Annotated in this window: 16 protein-coding genes; 12 read left to right on the forward strand and 4 right to left on the reverse strand. The window is 42.3% G+C overall.

Going from position 1 to position 17,542, the window contains the following annotated elements; all coding sequences use genetic code 11:
* Positions 1–50 precede the first annotated feature (50 nt).
* Positions 51–491: a GNAT family N-acetyltransferase gene (locus tag ERJ70_RS07705; protein ID WP_209368371.1), complete on the forward strand. Its 441-nt coding sequence runs from the start codon at positions 51–53 to the stop codon at positions 489–491.
* An 18-nt stretch (positions 492–509) separates the two neighbouring features.
* On the opposite strand, the gene ERJ70_RS07710 is transcribed toward ERJ70_RS07705, so the two are convergent.
* Positions 510–995, reverse strand: coding sequence for a GNAT family N-acetyltransferase (locus ERJ70_RS07710; protein WP_209368373.1), 486 nt, complete (start codon positions 993–995; stop codon positions 510–512).
* Positions 996–1,518: 523 nt separating this feature from the next.
* On the opposite strand from ERJ70_RS07710, the gene ERJ70_RS07715 reads away from it, so the two are divergent.
* From ERJ70_RS07715 to ERJ70_RS07745, 7 genes are all read left to right on the forward strand, one after another.
* Positions 1,519–1,722 (forward strand): helix-turn-helix transcriptional regulator, encoded by a 204-nt coding sequence (locus ERJ70_RS07715; protein WP_209368375.1) that lies wholly within the window; start codon positions 1,519–1,521, stop codon positions 1,720–1,722.
* 7 nt (positions 1,723–1,729) lie between these two features.
* Positions 1,730–1,939, forward strand: a complete 210-nt coding sequence (locus tag ERJ70_RS07720; RefSeq protein WP_209368377.1) for a hypothetical protein — start codon at positions 1,730–1,732, stop codon at positions 1,937–1,939.
* Between the two features lie 98 nt (positions 1,940–2,037).
* Positions 2,038–2,817: an enoyl-ACP reductase FabI gene (gene fabI, locus ERJ70_RS07725; RefSeq protein WP_309507389.1), complete on the forward strand. Its 780-nt coding sequence runs from the start codon at positions 2,038–2,040 to the stop codon at positions 2,815–2,817.
* Positions 2,818–3,514: 697 nt separating this feature from the next.
* Positions 3,515–4,387: a glycoside hydrolase family 16 protein gene (locus ERJ70_RS07730; RefSeq protein ID WP_245208192.1), complete on the forward strand. Its 873-nt coding sequence runs from the start codon at positions 3,515–3,517 to the stop codon at positions 4,385–4,387.
* Positions 4,378–5,751 (forward strand): glycosyltransferase family 2 protein, encoded by a 1,374-nt coding sequence (locus ERJ70_RS07735; RefSeq protein WP_209368379.1) that lies wholly within the window; start codon positions 4,378–4,380, stop codon positions 5,749–5,751. The genes ERJ70_RS07730 and ERJ70_RS07735 overlap by 10 nt, the downstream gene beginning before the upstream one ends.
* A gap of 15 nt (positions 5,752–5,766) precedes the next feature.
* On the forward strand, positions 5,767–6,702 hold the full coding sequence (locus ERJ70_RS07740) for a polysaccharide deacetylase family protein (RefSeq protein ID WP_209368380.1): 936 nt from the start codon (positions 5,767–5,769) through the stop codon (positions 6,700–6,702).
* A gap of 154 nt (positions 6,703–6,856) precedes the next feature.
* The gene (locus tag ERJ70_RS07745) at positions 6,857–7,597 is read left to right on the forward strand and encodes a CAP domain-containing protein (RefSeq protein ID WP_209368381.1); all 741 of its coding nucleotides are present in this window, start codon (positions 6,857–6,859) and stop codon (positions 7,595–7,597) included.
* A 42-nt stretch (positions 7,598–7,639) separates the two neighbouring features.
* Here ERJ70_RS07745 and ERJ70_RS07750 read toward each other — a convergent pair whose 3' ends face one another.
* Positions 7,640–9,352 (reverse strand): BCCT family transporter, encoded by a 1,713-nt coding sequence (locus ERJ70_RS07750; RefSeq protein ID WP_209368382.1) that lies wholly within the window; start codon positions 9,350–9,352, stop codon positions 7,640–7,642.
* 562 nt (positions 9,353–9,914) lie between these two features.
* Here ERJ70_RS07750 and ERJ70_RS07755 point away from each other — a divergent pair.
* The 3 genes from ERJ70_RS07755 to ERJ70_RS07765 are packed head-to-tail and all read left to right on the forward strand — an operon-like array spanning position 9,915 to position 13,885.
* The gene (locus ERJ70_RS07755) at positions 9,915–10,853 is read left to right on the forward strand and encodes a glycosyltransferase family 2 protein (RefSeq protein WP_209368383.1); all 939 of its coding nucleotides are present in this window, start codon (positions 9,915–9,917) and stop codon (positions 10,851–10,853) included.
* The gene (locus ERJ70_RS07760) at positions 10,853–11,227 is read left to right on the forward strand and encodes a GtrA family protein (protein ID WP_209369210.1); all 375 of its coding nucleotides are present in this window, start codon (positions 10,853–10,855) and stop codon (positions 11,225–11,227) included. The genes ERJ70_RS07755 and ERJ70_RS07760 overlap by 1 nt, the downstream gene beginning before the upstream one ends.
* Positions 11,228–11,239: 12 nt before the next feature.
* A complete protein-coding gene (locus ERJ70_RS07765) occupies positions 11,240–13,885 on the forward strand; it encodes a YfhO family protein (RefSeq protein ID WP_209368384.1) in 2,646 nt (881 codons plus the stop codon).
* 246 nt (positions 13,886–14,131) lie between these two features.
* On the opposite strand, the gene ERJ70_RS07770 is transcribed toward ERJ70_RS07765, so the two are convergent.
* Positions 14,132–14,497: a DoxX family membrane protein gene (locus ERJ70_RS07770; RefSeq protein ID WP_245208147.1), complete on the reverse strand. Its 366-nt coding sequence runs from the start codon at positions 14,495–14,497 to the stop codon at positions 14,132–14,134.
* Between the two features lie 146 nt (positions 14,498–14,643).
* Between ERJ70_RS07770 and ERJ70_RS07775 the strand changes: the two genes are divergently transcribed.
* On the forward strand, positions 14,644–15,687 hold the full coding sequence (locus tag ERJ70_RS07775) for an ATP synthase beta subunit C-terminal domain-containing protein (protein WP_209368385.1): 1,044 nt from the start codon (positions 14,644–14,646) through the stop codon (positions 15,685–15,687).
* A 334-nt stretch (positions 15,688–16,021) separates the two neighbouring features.
* On the opposite strand, the gene ERJ70_RS07780 is transcribed toward ERJ70_RS07775, so the two are convergent.
* The gene (locus ERJ70_RS07780) at positions 16,022–17,539 is read right to left on the reverse strand and encodes an HD-GYP domain-containing protein (RefSeq protein WP_209368386.1); all 1,518 of its coding nucleotides are present in this window, start codon (positions 17,537–17,539) and stop codon (positions 16,022–16,024) included.
* Positions 17,540–17,542: the final 3 nt, after the last annotated feature.

The following is a 17,542-nucleotide window of genomic DNA, read 5'->3' on the forward strand; positions in this document are numbered from 1 at the left end:
GTAATAGCTAGTTGCACTAATTATTTTGCAAGCGAAAGAGGGAGAATATAATGCTTGAAGTAAAACAAATAGAACCGGAGAGAACGTATTTACTACGTCATCAGGTTCTACGGCCAAACCAATCTATACTCCAATGTCAGTATCCGAACGATTTTCAGCAGGGTTCTTTCCATTTGGGTGCATATTTAGATGGGGAGTTAATCAGTATTGCTTCTTTTTATCCGGAAAAGCATCAAGCATTTTCCGACACAAGGCAGTACCGGTTACGTGGGATGGCGACATTGGAGGCGTACCGTAATCAAAAGGCCGGTACCGCATTGATCCAAAAAGGTGAATCATTGATGAGGGAGAAGTCGGCTTCCCTGTGGTGGTGTAACGCCCGTACAACTGTCAGCGATTATTACCTGAAAATGGGGATGGATTTTGAGGGTGAAGTATTCGATATCGAGCCCATCGGCCCCCACCGCTTAATGTATAAGCGGCTGGGTTAGGCAGACACAGTAGGCCTGTTATAAAATCAACTGGTAAAACCATACGTCCTGCCAACTTTCGAACTTGTAGCCGACCTCCTTAAAGCTACCGATGAATGTGAAGTGAAAATGCTCATGGAGCTTGATACTGGCGTCGTTACCGGCTGTTATGCCGCTAATTACTGAATGATATCCGAGTTTCTGTGCCTGCTCTAGGATAGCTCCCATCAACGCTTTTCCTAGACCTTTTCCCTGGTTGGCGGGATCGACATAAACCGAAAGCTCGCAGGTCCATTGGTAGGCGGGTTTGTCTCGATAGGCACTCAAACAACTATAACCTGCTACTCTTCCATCGTGCTCAGCAACGAGCAATGGGTATCGGCCGCCGTACTTGGAAAACCACTTATTCCGTTGCTCGATTGTTTGTGTTTCCAAATCAAACGTGGCGGTTGTATGTTCGATTGCGTGGTTGTATATGGTCAACAACGAAGAAATATCTTCTTTTCTTGTTTGTCTGATGATCACTGGAACCCCTCCCGGGCGAATATTTCATTCTTTTAGGCTATTTTATAAGAGAATAGTGTTTTGCGCAAAAGTCAGAAACTGCACATTAAATGGTTCACTTCTGTCCTTGATTAGAAAATGTGTAGTCAACTGCTGCAGGAATCCCCTGCGCTTTCCAAGGGCGGCTAGTGAGCTTCCTCGTGCTTGCGTTCACAGGGATCTCACCGAGGCCTCTCCTCCCGAAGGAATTTCAACCGTTTTCTATACTTAAACAGGATACTACTGAATTCTCACTTAGAACAGCGATTACAGAGTACAAGTGAAAACGAGGCCGTGGAATCGGCGTGGGAGTTACTTCCCGGTTTCTATCCAATGTACCAATGAACAATATGGAGAAGAAGCGATTTTTCCTATTTATTCAGTGGGAAGGATAGAAAAATGTAAAATAAGTTTGACATGAGGTAATCTATGTTTTACACTACAAATAAATGTAAAACATATTAGACATTTTAATGGGAGACCGTTATATTCGGAGGCAGTAGATGTGGAGAATACGATTCGGAGGATTAGAAAAAGTAAAAAACTGTCGCAAGAAGAATTGGCAGGGAAGTGCGGTGTTACGAGACAAACGGTCAATGCAATTGAAAATAACAAATACGATCCGACTCTGGCGCTGGCTTTTAAATTGGCCTTCCATTTGGAGGTAACCGTTGATGAGTTATTCGAATTTCACTATGGAGAGGAGTAAATGGGAAATGCGGAAACCAGATGAAATGGAAAAGCATCACAATTATGTAGCATGCAGAAATGCTTTTGTATTTTATTCAGTTGTCCTGCTCATTTGGTCACTGTGGAGTTTTATTGAAACTAGAGAGGCAGGATGGAAATTTATCATCCTCTTGACAGGTGTGGCGGTATTTTGGTTTACCAGAGTATTTTATGCACATAAAACCGGTCAGCAGTAGAAGGGGATTGGATGCCGATTAGCGTTTATTCAAAAGGGGACTGTCTTTATTGATGAAATTTGTTATGATAAAACAGAAACTACTTAATGGAGGACATTATGGAAGATATATTACAGTTAAAAGATAAACATATTGTAGTAATGGGAGTGGCCAACGAACGCAGTCTTGCCTGGGGAGTGGCTAAATCACTGGCTAAAGCCGGAGCAAAGCTGACATTTACATACCGTAAAGAACGCTCATACCAAAAATTGACGAAGCTTTTTGAAAAAAACGAACTAACTGCTGAGCATGTTACTGTTTGCGACATTAATGAGGACGAGAGTATAAAAAACGCATTCGCAGACATCCATGAAAAGGCAGGCAGGATTGATGGCGTGGTACATTCCATTGCCTTCGCTCATGGAGAGGATTTGAAAGGGGCATTTGTGGACACTTCACGCAGTGGATACGCTTTTGCTCAGGATACCAGTGCATATTCGTTGATTGCTGTGTCCAGGGAAGCGAAGCCCTATATGACGGAAGGTGGAGCGATTATCACCATGAGTGCGCTTGGTGGAGAAAGAACACTAGAAGGGTATAAAGTGATGGGAGTTGCCAAAGCTGCTTTAGAATCTTCGGTGCGCTATTTGGCGCTGGATTTGGGAGCGGACGGTATAAGGGTCAACACGATCTCGGCTGGACCGATCAGGACGCTGGCAGCTAAAGGAATCCCTGGATTTAACGATATGCTTCATGATATCGAATCAAGAGCGCCGCTGAAACGAAATGTGACACAAGAAGAAGTGGGAGATATGGCAGCAGTGATGATGAGTCCGCTTTCGAGAGGAGTGACAGGCGAAACAGTTCATGTGGATGCCGGATATAATATAATGGCCTAAGTCCAAAAAGTAAACACGAAACGTCTTTGTGGGAAAAAATTTTCTTGCAAAGGCGTTTTTTAAAAGATAAGAAAGTATAAATTTCAGAGATGTCTAGCTCCAGCGCCTACCCCCTCGAGGTCTTAAGCAAATCCTCTGTGTGGCAAAAGGCCACCACTTCGAGGCTTTGCTTAAGCTTGTCGGAGGGCCAAACGATGTGGGTCATGCAGGCGTTGCCACAGGACGTGGCGGCTTTAGCCTGTACTCCTTTGAACAGGCGCTTGCACTTTTCTTTATGTGAATGTATATGTTTTTCCTGTCTTTTCATTTTTCATTAAAAAATTTGCCTTATCTCTTTTTCCAAAGGAATAACCCCCGTGTAGAGAACACAAGAAGGATGAACAATAGGAAAAATGCCCTGTTTGAAAAGACTGGGGCTTTTAACTATAAGTGGATTAATATATATAACAGTCACTATATCAGAGTTCATTTACAGCGGCCTGTACAAGAACTGGAAGTCGTAACAGTTAACTAGAGAGAAAAAATGAAAAAGTAAGAAAAACGTAGGAATCACTCAAATAACGAACAGAACTGTTGTATTTTTCACTAAAAAGAACGAATACAACGGTTTTCTGTTTGTTTTTTTCGTTATAAAATATTTTATATTCTTTATAGAGAACAAAAGTGACTTTGGCAGGAAGTGACTAGCTTGGGAAAAGTGCTGGCTTGTTTAGTGTCTATATGCTTTCTTGTGTTGTTTGCAATTCGTCTGTTTTCAGATCAAGCGACAGTCATAGTCGCTGACACCCCTTATATTCGCGATGCACACTCATTTGAGTTGGCTGGCAGAGTGCCAGTATACATCCGGGAAGCCCAAATTGAATCGGCTTATGCTGAGAAGGGATGGCACCTTATTTGGTATGACGAATTTACGGATTCAGGATTAGATACGGATAAGTGGAGGACGGAAGACTGGGCATCCTTTAAAAATGAGGAATTGCAATATTATACTCCTGCTAATGTCCAAGTTGGAGATGGTCGTTTACGGCTGATCAGCAGGAAAGAAACGTATCATGACAGAAGATTCACTTCTGGAGCCGTACATACCCAGAGCAAGTTTAGCTTCCGCTACGGGAAGGCAGAGATAAGAGCGAAATTGCCGAAAGGAAAGGGGATATTCCCAGCATTTTGGATGCTTCCCGATCAGGAGGATAAATGGCTGCCTGAAATTGATATTCTGGAAATGCTGGGGCATGAACCGCATAAAATTTGGATGGTACAACACTGGTTAAATGGAAATGAAAAGCTTGTAAGCAATTCCTCCACCTATACAGGAGATGATTTTTCAGCAGGCTTTCATACTTTCTCGATAGAATGGTCTCCCGGGCAAATCATCTGGCTAATCGATGGGAAAGAAAGATTTCGCTCCAGTGAGTCCGTGCCGGGAATGAAAATGTACCTTTATTTAAATACCGCAATCGGGGGTGTATGGCCGGGAGATCCCGATCAAACAACTGAGTTACCACAAGCTTTTGAAGTAGATTATGTAAGAGTATTTCAAAAGAAGGGGGGTGTAGATAGATGTTGTTAAAAGTAACGATCGTTTTTTTTATCATATTTATTGTATTTCAACTCTTATATATATTCATCCCGTTATTTACGGTTAAGCCAAATAGCCGGTTTCGCAGAGCAGACAGTCAGCAGGGCATTTCCGTTTTGATTCCAGCTTACAATGAAGAACTGATTATTCTTCGTTGTATACAGGGAATTGTCCATGTTGATTACAAGAATTATGAAGCGATCTTTGTGAACGATGGTTCCACTGATCGGACGATGGATGTCCTTCATCAGCATTTGCAGCTTGAGCCGGCAGTTTTCCGGTTGCCCGCCGTGAAAATTCCTCATCAGTCGGTAAAGGAAATATACCAATCGAAGCGATTTCCTCAAATCTTTGTCATCGATAAAGAAAATGGCGGGAAAGCAGATGCATTGAATGCCGGAACAGAATATGCGCGTAAAGAGATTGTCGTGACGCTGGATGCAGATAGTGTGCTCGATTCAAATGCTCTGCATGCTGTCAATGCCGGATTTGAAGATAACCAGGTTATTGCTGCAGGCGGGACTGTTCACATCGGACAAGGGTATTCCAGTAGTATTACGCAACCCATGCCGACTTTCCGAACAAAAGGAATCATTCGTTTTCAAATCATTCAATATATCACTGCTTTTTATTTACATAAATTCACTCAGGCAAGGCTTCGCTCGATTACTGTGATTGCCGGCGCTTTTGGTGCATTTCGGAGATCGGCTTTATTTGAAGTGGATGGCTACCGAAGGACTGTAGGGGAAGATATGGATATTACCCTGCGTATTCAACGTTTGATCAATTGTAAGTACAGTAGCCATAAACTGGTATTTATTCCTCAGGCAGTTTGCTATACAGAATGCCCCGCGACTTTACGCGACTTGTTCCGGCAGCGAATCCGTTGGCAAAAAGCATTTGTTGACTGCATTTTTATGTACCGTAAAGCCTTTTTTAAACAGCTGGGCATGGCTGCGTCAATCTATTTATTGATCGATTCCCTTGCACTCGGAACACTGAATGCCTTTCCAATGTTGTTTATCCCAGTATCGATTCTAATTAATTTGGATAATTTGATGATTGCGTGCGGCCTGTTTACGATTTCTTTTTTTCTGGCAAATTATCAAAGCATCACGGCATTGATTGTCAGCCATCGATTTGGTGTCACTTATTCGTTTCATGACTATTTGCGTATCGTTTTCTTTATACCAGTTGAAATTGTTTCTTATCGACTGCTCGGCATTTTTTTCGTCATTTGTGGTACGTATATGTATTTTCGGAACAGGAATGACTGGACGGTTTCCAACCGAATACCAACCACGAACCCACCTAACAGTGAAAATTTAGCGCTAACGGATGATCAAGCTGTCTAACGGGGGGGGATTGGGATGAAAAAATGGTTTAATTTCGGTTATACACTAGTATTCCTTTTGATTTTTTCTTCAATTTGTCTTTTTTATTCCGACGATTTCACAAGGGCTTTATCATCGCGTCCGCCCCTATTTCCAACGAATCAGCCATTTGGCATAGAAAAATGCCAGAAGTGGACAGAACAGGTTAGAGACTTTTCGCTATTTCGAGAAAAAGCAGCGGAAAAGGTTACCGTGCTCATGTATCATCGGATTTTAGAGGAGGGGGAGATCGATCCATCGATCCATTATGATAAACATGGGCAACTGTATGACACAATCGTATTGAAGTCCGCCTTTGAGGAACAGATGCAATTTCTGCACGATCATGATTATACAACGTTAACGGTAAAAGAGTTTTTATTGTTCATGCAAGGAAAAATAGAAGTGCCGAGAAAAAGTGTTTTGCTTACGTTCGATGATGGATTCAAGGATAATTTTATAGAGGCTTACCCTATAATGAAAAAATATCAATTTACCGCCGCCAATTTTTTGGTTACAGGGTTTGTTTCCAAACGAGAGGACAAATTCTCATCGAGCAAACATCAATACTTCAGCCTGTCTGATGTGGGAAAAAGCTGCGATGTTTTTGACTTTCAAAGTCATACCTATAATTTTCATCAACGGAACAAACAGGGTACAGCTTACCTCGAATCCAAAGCGCCAGATGAGATAAGAGATGATTTATCGGTCAGTTTGACTAATTTGTCAGGCCGCAATCGTTCTATCGCTTATCCTTACGGTGCATACAACCAAAATACTATCGATGTAGTAAAGGAGCTGGGCTTTGAATTGGCATTTACCGTTGAGTACAATGATGCTCGTCCAGGAATGGCACTATATGAAATACCTCGTAAAGCCGTATATCCAGATGATACGTTGCATGATTTCAAAGAAAAAATCAACTTTTACTAAGGGTAAAACTGATATACAAGATTTTATTCCCGAAGGGCCAAGAAAATAAAATATGGTTGTTCTGGAAATCGCTTGTCGCTTTTTTCAATAGTATAATTCGCATCGGTTGACAAATAGTAAATATGCCACAGTCTATTACAATGGAGGTCAACTGATGAAAAAAGCGTTTGTTACTGTTGCAGCGGCCGTTGTCTTAAGTGGTTTAACTGGATGTAATACGAACAACCAGGAAGCGCAAAACCCGAATAATGACGAAGGATTTCGCCAAGTCGGTTTTCATGGTGGAGGGCAAGATGCCGGAAATCCGGATAATGACAATGATAATGGACAATTTTTTCTCAATCCGGGTGGCCAGAGCCAATATCCAAATCTTAGGGAAAATCCACCGCTAAGACGCGGAAATGAGAACTTTCAACAGGATTTTAGGCAGTTCAGCCAAGGAAACAATCAACCAGATAACCGACAAAACAACCAACAAACAGATCGTCAGAATGGTGAAACGAACAACAATGCGAATATCGGTGATATGCAGCAAGAAGTCATCCGGTTAACGAATGTCGAGAGACGTAATAATGGACTTCAAGAGCTGAAAGCCGATGCGGATTTAACCGAAGTAGCACAGGAAAAATCGGAAGATATGTCCGAAAATAACTACTTTTCGCATAACTCGCCAACATATGGCTCTCCGTTTGATATGATGCAGCAATATAATGTGGACTATCAAACAGCGGCTGAAAATATCGCTTCAGGACAGCAATCCGCTGAGGCTGTGGTACAAGCATGGATGGATAGTCCGAGTCATCGGAAAAATATCCTGAACGGAGAACTGACCCATATTGGAGTCGGATTTGATGCTGATGGTAACTATTGGACACAAATGTTTATCCAAAAATAGCTAGAAAAGGGATTCACCGCTGCTTGGTGAATCCCTTTTCGTTTAATCCTTCTTCCGGTCGATTTTCTGTCTGTCCTCTTCCGAAAGTTCTTCCATTATTTCCTCTTTCATTTCCGCTTTCACCTCTTGTTTGACTTCCTCATAAATCTCATCGTATACTTCTGTTTTTACATCGTCCATTAACTCTTCTCGGAATTCCGATTTTATTCTGGAAATGCGCCGCTTCCGTTTTCGATTGCCTTCGAGTTGTAAATCTTTACTGAACATCATCAGAATGGCAATTACCATCACCAACATGATAATAGCAAATGGCAAAGCGGCAATAATCGAAGCCGTTTGTAATGCATCTAAACCGCCGCCTCCGCTTAAAAGCAGTACACTGGCTGTCCCTGCAATCAGGAATCCCCAAACGAGCTTAGCAGTCATCGTTGGTGCCAGGCTGCCTTTGGAAGTCATGGCACCTAATACATAGGAAGCCGAATCTGCGGAGGTAATGAAAAAAATCAGGATTAGTAGGATGGCAAGAACGTTGGTAATCGTGCTAAGTGGCAGTTCCCCCAGCGTTGCGAACAATGCTAATTCTACATCACCGGTGACTAGTTCGGCTAATCCGCCAGAGCCGAACATTTCTACATTCAATGCGGTACCGCCAAAGGTAGTAAACCAAATAATCGCCAACAAGGAAGGAACAATCAATACACCGGCCATGAATTCTCGTATTGTCCTGCCTCGTGAAATCCTAGCGATGAATAGTCCCATGAATGGAGCCCAGGAAATATGCCAGGCCCAGAAAAAAATGGTATTTGTGCCAAGCCACTCACTGTCGGAAAAGGGGGTCATCGTCAGACTCATCGGAACTAGATTCGAAATATAACCGCCCAATGTGGAAACGAAGTTCTCGGCGATAAATAATGTCGGCCCCACGATAATAACGAACAATAAGAGCAGCCCGGCCACAACAAGGTTCACATTGCTTAATAATTTAATCCCTTTGTTGACTCCTTTTGCTGCTGATATCATGAATAAGCAGGTGACAATGATGATAATCGAAATTTGCGTCCAAGCATTGTTGGGAATGGCGCTGATATAGGACAAACCGCCTGTGATTTGCATCGCGCTGAGGCCGAATGTGGTTGCCACACCGGTACAGGTTGCCAGAACCGCCAGTATATCGATTGTTTTACCGATCCAGCTGTCCGTCCGGTCGCCAATCAATGGGTAAAAAGCAGAGCTGATTAAAGCGGGCCGGTCTTTGCGGAATTGAACATAGGCAAGCGTCAAGGCAACAATGGAAAATATAGCCCAAGGATGCAAGGCCCAGTGATATACGCCATATCGAAGTCCTGCGATGGCCGCTTTTCTGGTTTCAGGTTGATAACCTACAGGTGTGTCCAAATAGTAGAGTACAGGTTCGGCAACTCCCCAGAAGACAAAACCGACCCCGATTCCAGCTGCAAACAGCATACCAATCCAGGAGAACCAGGAATATTCCGGCCTGTCGTCCGGTTTTCCAAGACGGAGCCGTCCAAAAGGGCTGATAGCTAAAATGATCACGAACAGGACAAAAAATGCAGTGATCAGCATATAAAACCAGCCGAAGCTTTCAATCATCCAGCTAAGTGCGTCACTGGCTGCCTCTTGCAGGGTGTTTGGAGAGGTCGCTCCCCATAAAACAAATAAAGCTACTAAAATTGTGGAGATAACAAATACAATTCCTGGTTTTTTTGTAGTATAGGTATAGTTTTTTTCAGCCATGAAGTTGATCTGCGCGCTATTAGCGCAGAGCCCCCTTTCTTTTATTAAGAAATAAATACTCTGTAATGTTTTTGTCCAGCTTCAGCGCCTACCCCCTCGAGGTCTTAAGTCCATCCTCTTTGTGGCAAACCACGCCACTTCGAGTCTGTTCTTAAGCTTGTCGGAGGCCCAAACGATTTGGGTCATGCAGGCGTTGCCACAGGACGTGGCGGAATTAGCCTGTACTCCTTTAAACAGGCGCTTGCTCATTTCTTTATAAATAGATTGTTTGGAAGTGTGTAAAATAAAATGCGAGTGTGCATCAGTGGGTGATGGACCATTCTGGTCACATCGATTATGTAGCACTCGTACCTTTAATACCCATAGTGACCCATAATAAAACCGTATCATTAATGAGACGCTAGTGTAAACGGTACGTTATATTGATTTTTTGCTGTTTCCAGCCCTTTGAATGTTGCCTGTAACTTTGGTCGGGTTTTATCATGGAAGGTAGAAGGGTATATCATAATTGTCTCTAGAAACATACCTTTTTGAGTGATGATTAATATCGGAGGACACGCATATGAATGAGGCTTATTATTCTTTTTTAATCCCTTCCTATAATGAATCGGACAATATCCAGCTGATCCATGAAGCACTGACGAAAGAATTGGGAAAAATGAATTACGCTTATGAAATTTTATTTGTAGATGATGGAAGTGAAGATGATACATTTAAGAAAATACACCAGTTGGCAAACGACCATCCAGCGGTAAAGTATGTTTCTTTTACAAGAAATTTTGGAAAGGAAGCAGCATTGCTTGCCGGCCTAAGACATGCACGAGGAGATGCCGTCATTATTATGGATGCCGACTTACAGCATCCTACATATTTAATCGGAAACCTGATCGAGGGCTTTGAGGAAGGCTTCGACCAGGTTGTTGCTAAGCGCAACCGTGATGGCGATTCACGAATGCGTTCATTCTTATCGAAAATTTACTATAAATGGATTGATCAAGTTGTTGATGTAAAACTAAAAGATGGAGAAGGAGATTTCCGTCTATTGAGCAGAAAAGCGGTGGAAGCTGTGCTGGAATTGTCAGAAGGAAACAGGTTTTCTAAAGGACTGTTTTCCTGGATAGGATTTGAACAAAAGACAGTATATTACCAAAATCATGTTCGTGGTAACGGAGATTCAAAGTGGTCTTATAAAAAACTGATCAATTATGGAATAGAAGGAATCGTTTCTTTTAATCAAAAACCGCTCCGCGTCTGTCTCTACGGCGGGCTGATTATTATGTTTCTGGCCCTGCTTTACATTTTTGTCATGCTGGTCGGCATCATCCGTACAGGAATTGATGTTCCTGGCTACTTTTCCATCATCTCTTCTGTTTTGTTTCTTGGAGGAGTTCAATTGGTCAGCCTGGGGATTATCGGTGAATATGTCGGCAGGATTTATGCAGAAACGAAGCGCAGGCCGCATTATTTGATAAGGGATACGAACATGGACAGGGATTTATGATGAATTGGATCAATAATGAGTTCACCCGTTTTGTAGTTGTCGGCGGACTGAACACTGTTAATTATTACTTGGTATATTTGATTTGCTTTAACCTTTTGGAATGGCACTATTTAGTCGCTCACATTTTGGGGTTTTTTGTCAGTCTGGTGATTTCTTTTTTTCTAAATGTTTATTTCACCTATCGGGTAAAGCCGACGTTTTCCAAGTTTTTGCAATTCCCGTTATCTCAACTAGCTAATATAACGTTATCATCTTGTTTAATGTATATCTTTGTCGATCTACTTGGCTGGAATGGAAATGCAGCCCCGTTCGCTGCCCTGTTTATAACAGTGCCAGTCACATTTATGATTACCGGAAAAATACTGAAAAAGTAATGGTGGCAGTCTATGAGAAAATATAATTACTTCATGAAGCTGATCGGTTTCAGTGTGGTGGCTGCGATTGCAGCCCACGGATTTTTTCTATATCAATGGTGGCAGGGGGGCTTGATGGCTGGTCCTAATGATGGTCTTTCGCAAATGGCCCCATTCAGAAGCATGCTTTATCAACAGTTTACGGACGGCAATCTGTTCTATTCCTTTATATACGGGCTTGGAGGGAGCACTTTCACCCAACTTGCCTATTATTATGGAATTAATATTTTCTTTTACATAACAACTGCAGTTGTGTACGGTTTGGAGCTATTGTCGCTTGTTAAAGAACCGAATGTATTGTTTTGGGCACAAGCCACTGTATTTATAAGTGTTGTGCGATTGTCGATTGTTCTCATCTTGACTACTTGTTTGTTTCGATACATGAAGATGAACACCATTCCTGCTTTTACCGGGGCATTGTTATACGGAGCTTGTGTTATGTATTTCCGCCACGTTACTTACTGGGAGTTTTTTGGCGATGCTTTTCTATGGCTTCCGCTGTTAGTGCTCGGAGTCGAAAAGGGAATACGGGAACAGAAGCCGGGCTGGTTGATCATGGCAGTGGCGTTGTCTCTATTTGATAACTTTTATTTCGCTTTTATCAATTTCTGTTTCATCGGCTTATACGTTTGCCTGCGCTGGGCGATCCGATTGACATCGGAAGAACCGACCCTGAAAGTGCAAATACGTCAGTTTAGCCTTTCGGCACTTTTAGGCTTTGGAATTGGATCGGTAGGTTTTGTCCCAGCTGTCTGGGGCTTTTTCCATAATTATCGACCTGATTATGAACATGACATTCCATTTTTGGACAATACAAGCAACGTATTATATGACAGCCATCTTTATCTGCTCCCTGCCATATTTGTAATGTTTTTATTTGTATTTCCTTTGTATCGAATCCGGGCGTTTCGTCTGTTTGCGTTGTTGGCGATACTATTCACTTTCCTGCATTTCATTCCGTTGGCCGCCAGTTTTTTTAATGGAATGTCTGCGCCTCAGCACCGGTTTGAGTACTTGGGTTTCTTCTCGATAGGCGGTACTGTTGCAGCTGGCCTACAGCACTTCAATCGGTTAGATCACCGTGTATTGATACCGGCTGCCGTACTGATGGTTTATAGCTACATTGCTTTTTATGTGATGGATGATTCTTTATCTTTGAAGGATATACTTCCTTTCCTCATCGTATGTACTGCGATAGGGGTCTTGCTATTGACTGTCACCGCTGGAAGATTTCGTTTTGTCATGCCATGGTTGGTCGGTTTTATTCTCTTGTCTCATTTAGTGATTGTCAATCAGTTCCAACACGATAAGCTATATGAGGCTGGAAGGGTAAAAGAATCAACAAAAGCGTATGTTGAGAGCGAAGCTTATTTTTCGAATGAACAACAACGCTTGATTGATCATGTAATTTCCTCGGACGCTGCAGTACTTCCGAGGGTTGAGTGGAAGACTGATGGAAGGAATAACACACCGCTTATTCAGGGGTTCCCGGGGACGAGTGTCTATTCGAGTATTTTAAACAAGGAATTGTTGTTTTTTTATTATTACGATTTACAGATAGATATGAAAAGGGAAAGTGTCAGCCGTTATTCCGGTTTCGGGGACCGCGCCAATTTGTACAGTCTCTTTGGCGGTAACTATATCATGTATGAAAAAAACAAGGAGAAGAACATTCCTTATGGATTTACGGAATACATGGAAAGTGACCATTATGTTGTTTATCAAAACCGTAACAGTCTTCCATTTGTCCGTACATCGGACATTGTATACACGGAAGAAGCTTTGAGGGATGCTTCCGTACTTGATCGAGAGCATGCGATGTTGGATGGAATCGTACTGGAAAAAAGTTCGCAACAATCAGCTGAAATCGATACTGTGCCTAATTTAATTGAGCAAGCTACTATAGAACCAATCGAAGCAACTTATAACGATGGCCAGTTGAATGTCTCCGGTAAAACAGGCGGAATAGACATCCATACAAACCAGATTGGTCCATCCTATGAGGATTATTACGTATCCTTCTATTTATTAAATAACGATAGGCACGCACCGCTCTTCCCTTTGCATGTTAATGATTTTAAAACGAGCAGGAAGTCAAGACAGTCGATTTACCGGACAAAAGTTAATGAAATTACTGTTCGCGTACCAAGGGAGGAAGTTATTTCCCTCAGGGTGCCTGAAGGGAACTATACACTCAAAAATCTTCGTTTATATGGGGAAGATTACCAGGAACTCGAGGAGGCTGCTGGCGGTACGCAAAACCATGCAGAAGTTGAATTAGATGGCAATCGGATTGAAATATCCCTTGATAACAAGAAAAGGGACCATTTTCTTTCGGTACCTATACCATATGAAAAAGGTTGGCATGTTTACATTGATGGGGAAAAGCAACAAATTCGAAAAGCGAACTATGCTTTTCTGGGTACGAGAATAAAACCTGGCCACAACGAAATCAAAATGGTTTACTATCCTCCTTACTTTGGCATTACCATCACTTTGGCATTGCTTTCAGCTGGTGTTTCGGCTTTTTGGATTTTGTGGAGAAGGAATAAAAGAAAAAAGAGGGAAAGACATAACCTGAAGCGACTTGCAAAAGAACCGATCGATAACAGAATATGAAATAGTGATTCTCCTGGCTAAGGGCGTACCAGAGGAAAGCGAATAATTCTGTCGGCGCGAATGTGGCCCACCTTGTGAGAAGGAGACTTTAAAGTCGGAAAAGAAAAAACGAGCGATTTCGAAAGCATGCACGGTATCGCCCCCAAAAGTTAGAGTGAAAAAATCTGACTTTTTGGGGGGGACCACGTTCGGTTTTTCCATCGATCGCTATGTTTTTCTTCCAGGAGTGATACACCCTGGGCTTTCTCACTTTCCGTAGCTTTTCCAGAGTATTGCCAACAATATGATCATGATGATATCTAGCCTCGCTTCAAAAGCGAAGGATAAGAAACCTGCATGTAATAGTGGGATTTTTGTCAGCAACAAGGCGCCAATCATGATTGCAAGTAATGGAACAACTGCTCTTTTTACGTAAAATTGAAACAAAATGAAGCCTCCGCCAATGACCTCAGTTAACGCTACCAGTAAAAGAAGCGTAGCAGGACTGGGGATGCCTGTATTTGCGAACACTTCCTTGAAACTTGGGTTAAGCAATTTGATTAAACCTGAGGCGATGAATACATAAGCGACCCCATATCGAATGAGGTGCAAGGAATGGATAGGTCCTCGCAAATTTTACTCCTCCTCCATTGTTTTTCTTTTACCTTATGCAGTACGTAGGACAGCCTATGCTCTAAATTGGAATTATTTCTATATTTCTGAAAATAGTTGCTTTTTAAAGTAAAATGAATTACCTTATAAAGTAAGGAGGCGGTAAGATGGAGGATTTGAAGCTCAATGTTAGTTTGCTGCGCAAACGGGTTCCCAATTTAACAGTTGCTGCCCGTTCTGTTGGTCTCAGACCAGCGACCGTATCCAATCTTTGTACAGGGAAAATTCCGTTGGCACGGGCAGAGGTAAGAACATTAGTCCGTTTGGCATCTTTAGCAAACTGTGAAGTGGACGACTTGATCATTCAAAGAGGAGGGGAAAAAATGATCGAAACTGGAATCAAGGTGTTGGATTTATTCGCCCCGCTTGTAAGGGAAGGAAAAACGGGACTGGTAGCAAGACCAGGAATGGGCCAACTTGTTTTGTTGGCGGAAGTGTTTTATCGTTTAAAGAAGCAAGGTTTTCGTTCCATGTTTTTTGCAGATGATTGCAACAGCAATATTGCCGATGCACTCGCAGAATCGGAATTTTACAGTACTTCTGCCGAAGAAATTTTCGCTTGCATGGAGAAATACCAGCCAGCAGACATTATCCTGGGGGTGGACCGCAGGATCTATTTATCAGAGGATTTTTACCAATTAGAAGATCGTTTTTATGAAAGTGGTATAAAAAATATTACTTTCGCGATTGTTGATACGAGTGGAGAGGCGGTTGATGAGGAGCTGCCATATGGTCCGCTTGAAACCCTTTGGGAATTTGATATGGAATTGGCAGCCAAGCATGCGTATCCTGCTGTCAATCCTTTGACTTCGATTTCGACCGTTTTGGAAGATATTGATTTGGACAGTGGCCATATGGAAGTGCAGCAGCAAGCACGTAAAGTTCTTCGCAGATCAAAAGAATTAACGTATCTTGTGGAACAACGAGGAGTAAGCAATCTTTCAGAGGCCGACAAGACCACGTTTGAAAGGGGAAAAAAATTAGAGGCTTTTTTGACCCAGCCACTATTTGTAGCAGAAGAATTTTCTAATCAGCCCGGACAGTCTGTAGCGCTTTCAGAAACGTTGAATAGTGTAAAAGCAATTTTGCGGGGAAAAGTAGATAAATTAGCTGTCGATGATTTGAAATATATCGGATCCCTATCGTTGTGAGGATATTTCGGTTGCACAAGGTGATTGCAATGAAGAATGAAACATGTTATATTAATTTGGCGATGAGCTAATTTGCGTAAGACGAACAGACATGCACATGCTAAACGCCGAAATGTGGTCGGCGGTCTTTCGCCGCAAACGTCAAGCCCTCTACCAGGACAGGGGGCTTTTTTATATGGTTCAAACTAAGTAGTTGAGACAAAAGCATGGTTTCCAATGCAAAAACCGAACAAATTCGTTCGGTTTTTGCATTGGAAACAGGAGTTCTTTTCATCCTTCCCTATCCGGTTATTGTTCGGTTTTTACATATGGATTTATGGTATGTCCAAACCTCTCACTCGTTAGCAGCTTTTATACTTGCTTGTTTTCTGTTTTCCGACAGATACCATGCAACAAACACATCGACAAAGCGGGGATCCCATTGCGAGCCCTTCCCTTCTTCCAAAATGGCAATTGCTTTTTTAAAGGACATTCCTTTTCGGTAATTACGATCAGAAGTCATGGCGTCGAAAGCATCAGCCACTGCCAGAATTCTCCCGAACAAAGGGATACTTTCTCCCGCCAGTCTGTCAGGGTATCCATGTCCATCAAAGCGTTCGTGATGGTGGCGAACACCGGGAAGCAGAGGCGAAATGGCCTCGCTAGGTTTGATTTCCAGCAGGATTTGTTCGCCGATAATAGTGTGAAGCTTAATCGTTTCATATTCAGATTCTGTAAGTTTTCCGTCTTTCAATAGAATTTCATCTCGGATACCGATTTTCCCGATGTCGTGAAGTAGTGCAGACTGTTTAAGTAAGGCAAGTTCACCCTCTGACAAGCCGTATCTGCGGCCGATATGCTGTGCATACTCTGCAACACGTATTGAGTGGCCGGCCGTATATGGGTCTCTGGCATCGAGCGTGGCAGCGAAAACAGTGAAAAAGCTATCATGCAGTTGCTCGGTCATTTGTTTCTTTTCTAAGATGGAATCAACCATATGATTAAACCCATTGATCAAATGACTGAACTCATCTGAATAGTAATTGTTTAACTTAGCAAGGTCTCCTGCTTCTACTTTCCGCATACCATTTTGCAGCTGTTCGACTGGTTCTTGAATATCGTGGCTTAACAGGTTGGATCCGAACAGAGCAAAAGTTAAGACGATTATCACAACAATTACTGCCCAAACAATATATTCCATCATAAAGGCTGAGCCTGATTCATGAAGCCGGAGGGTGGTTGCTGCAGCGAACAGTAACATTGGAAAGACACTAAGTAAGGCGGCACTAAAATAAAACTTCTTATTGATTGACAGTAACAAATCTGCTCCGTGTGAAATATCTTTTTGAAACAACTCAGTCCCTTTCTCTTTTAAAAACGTCAAAACCCGCCGCATGACGAGGCTTGTCAGATAATACTCAATCATTCCATGCATGAAAGCGATGAGCAATGCCGCAATGCAGGCGATAAAAGCATAATAGTAAGGAAAAGACAGCCAGCCTGTATTTATGGCTAAAATCGTTAAAATAGCAGCAGGAGCTGTGATGCCGATAAAATGAGGCAAGATGATCCGTTGAAAGGAAAGCATTGGAAAACGGTGTGCACATTGGTAGGCTGCTTCCAATCTCATTAGCGTTGGCCGTCGATGCTTCAATACTTTTTTTATCGGAGCAATATGCTTAGAATAAGCGCTATATTCCAGAACCAGCATCACTATAAAAGACACCACAACAATTCCTAGGAAAACGATGGTCTCCGTTTTGGAAGCCTGCAAGGGATGCAATATAAATATACTGCAGAAGCCAAAAACAGCAAAGAGGGAGCCGATTAAATAATTGAGCATTAATTTAACGGCCAATTTGTTATATGACATGGG

Origin of the sequence: Sediminibacillus dalangtanensis, from assembly GCF_017792025.1 — a bacterium.
Lineage (GTDB): Bacteria > Bacillota > Bacilli > Bacillales > Amphibacillaceae > Sediminibacillus > Sediminibacillus dalangtanensis.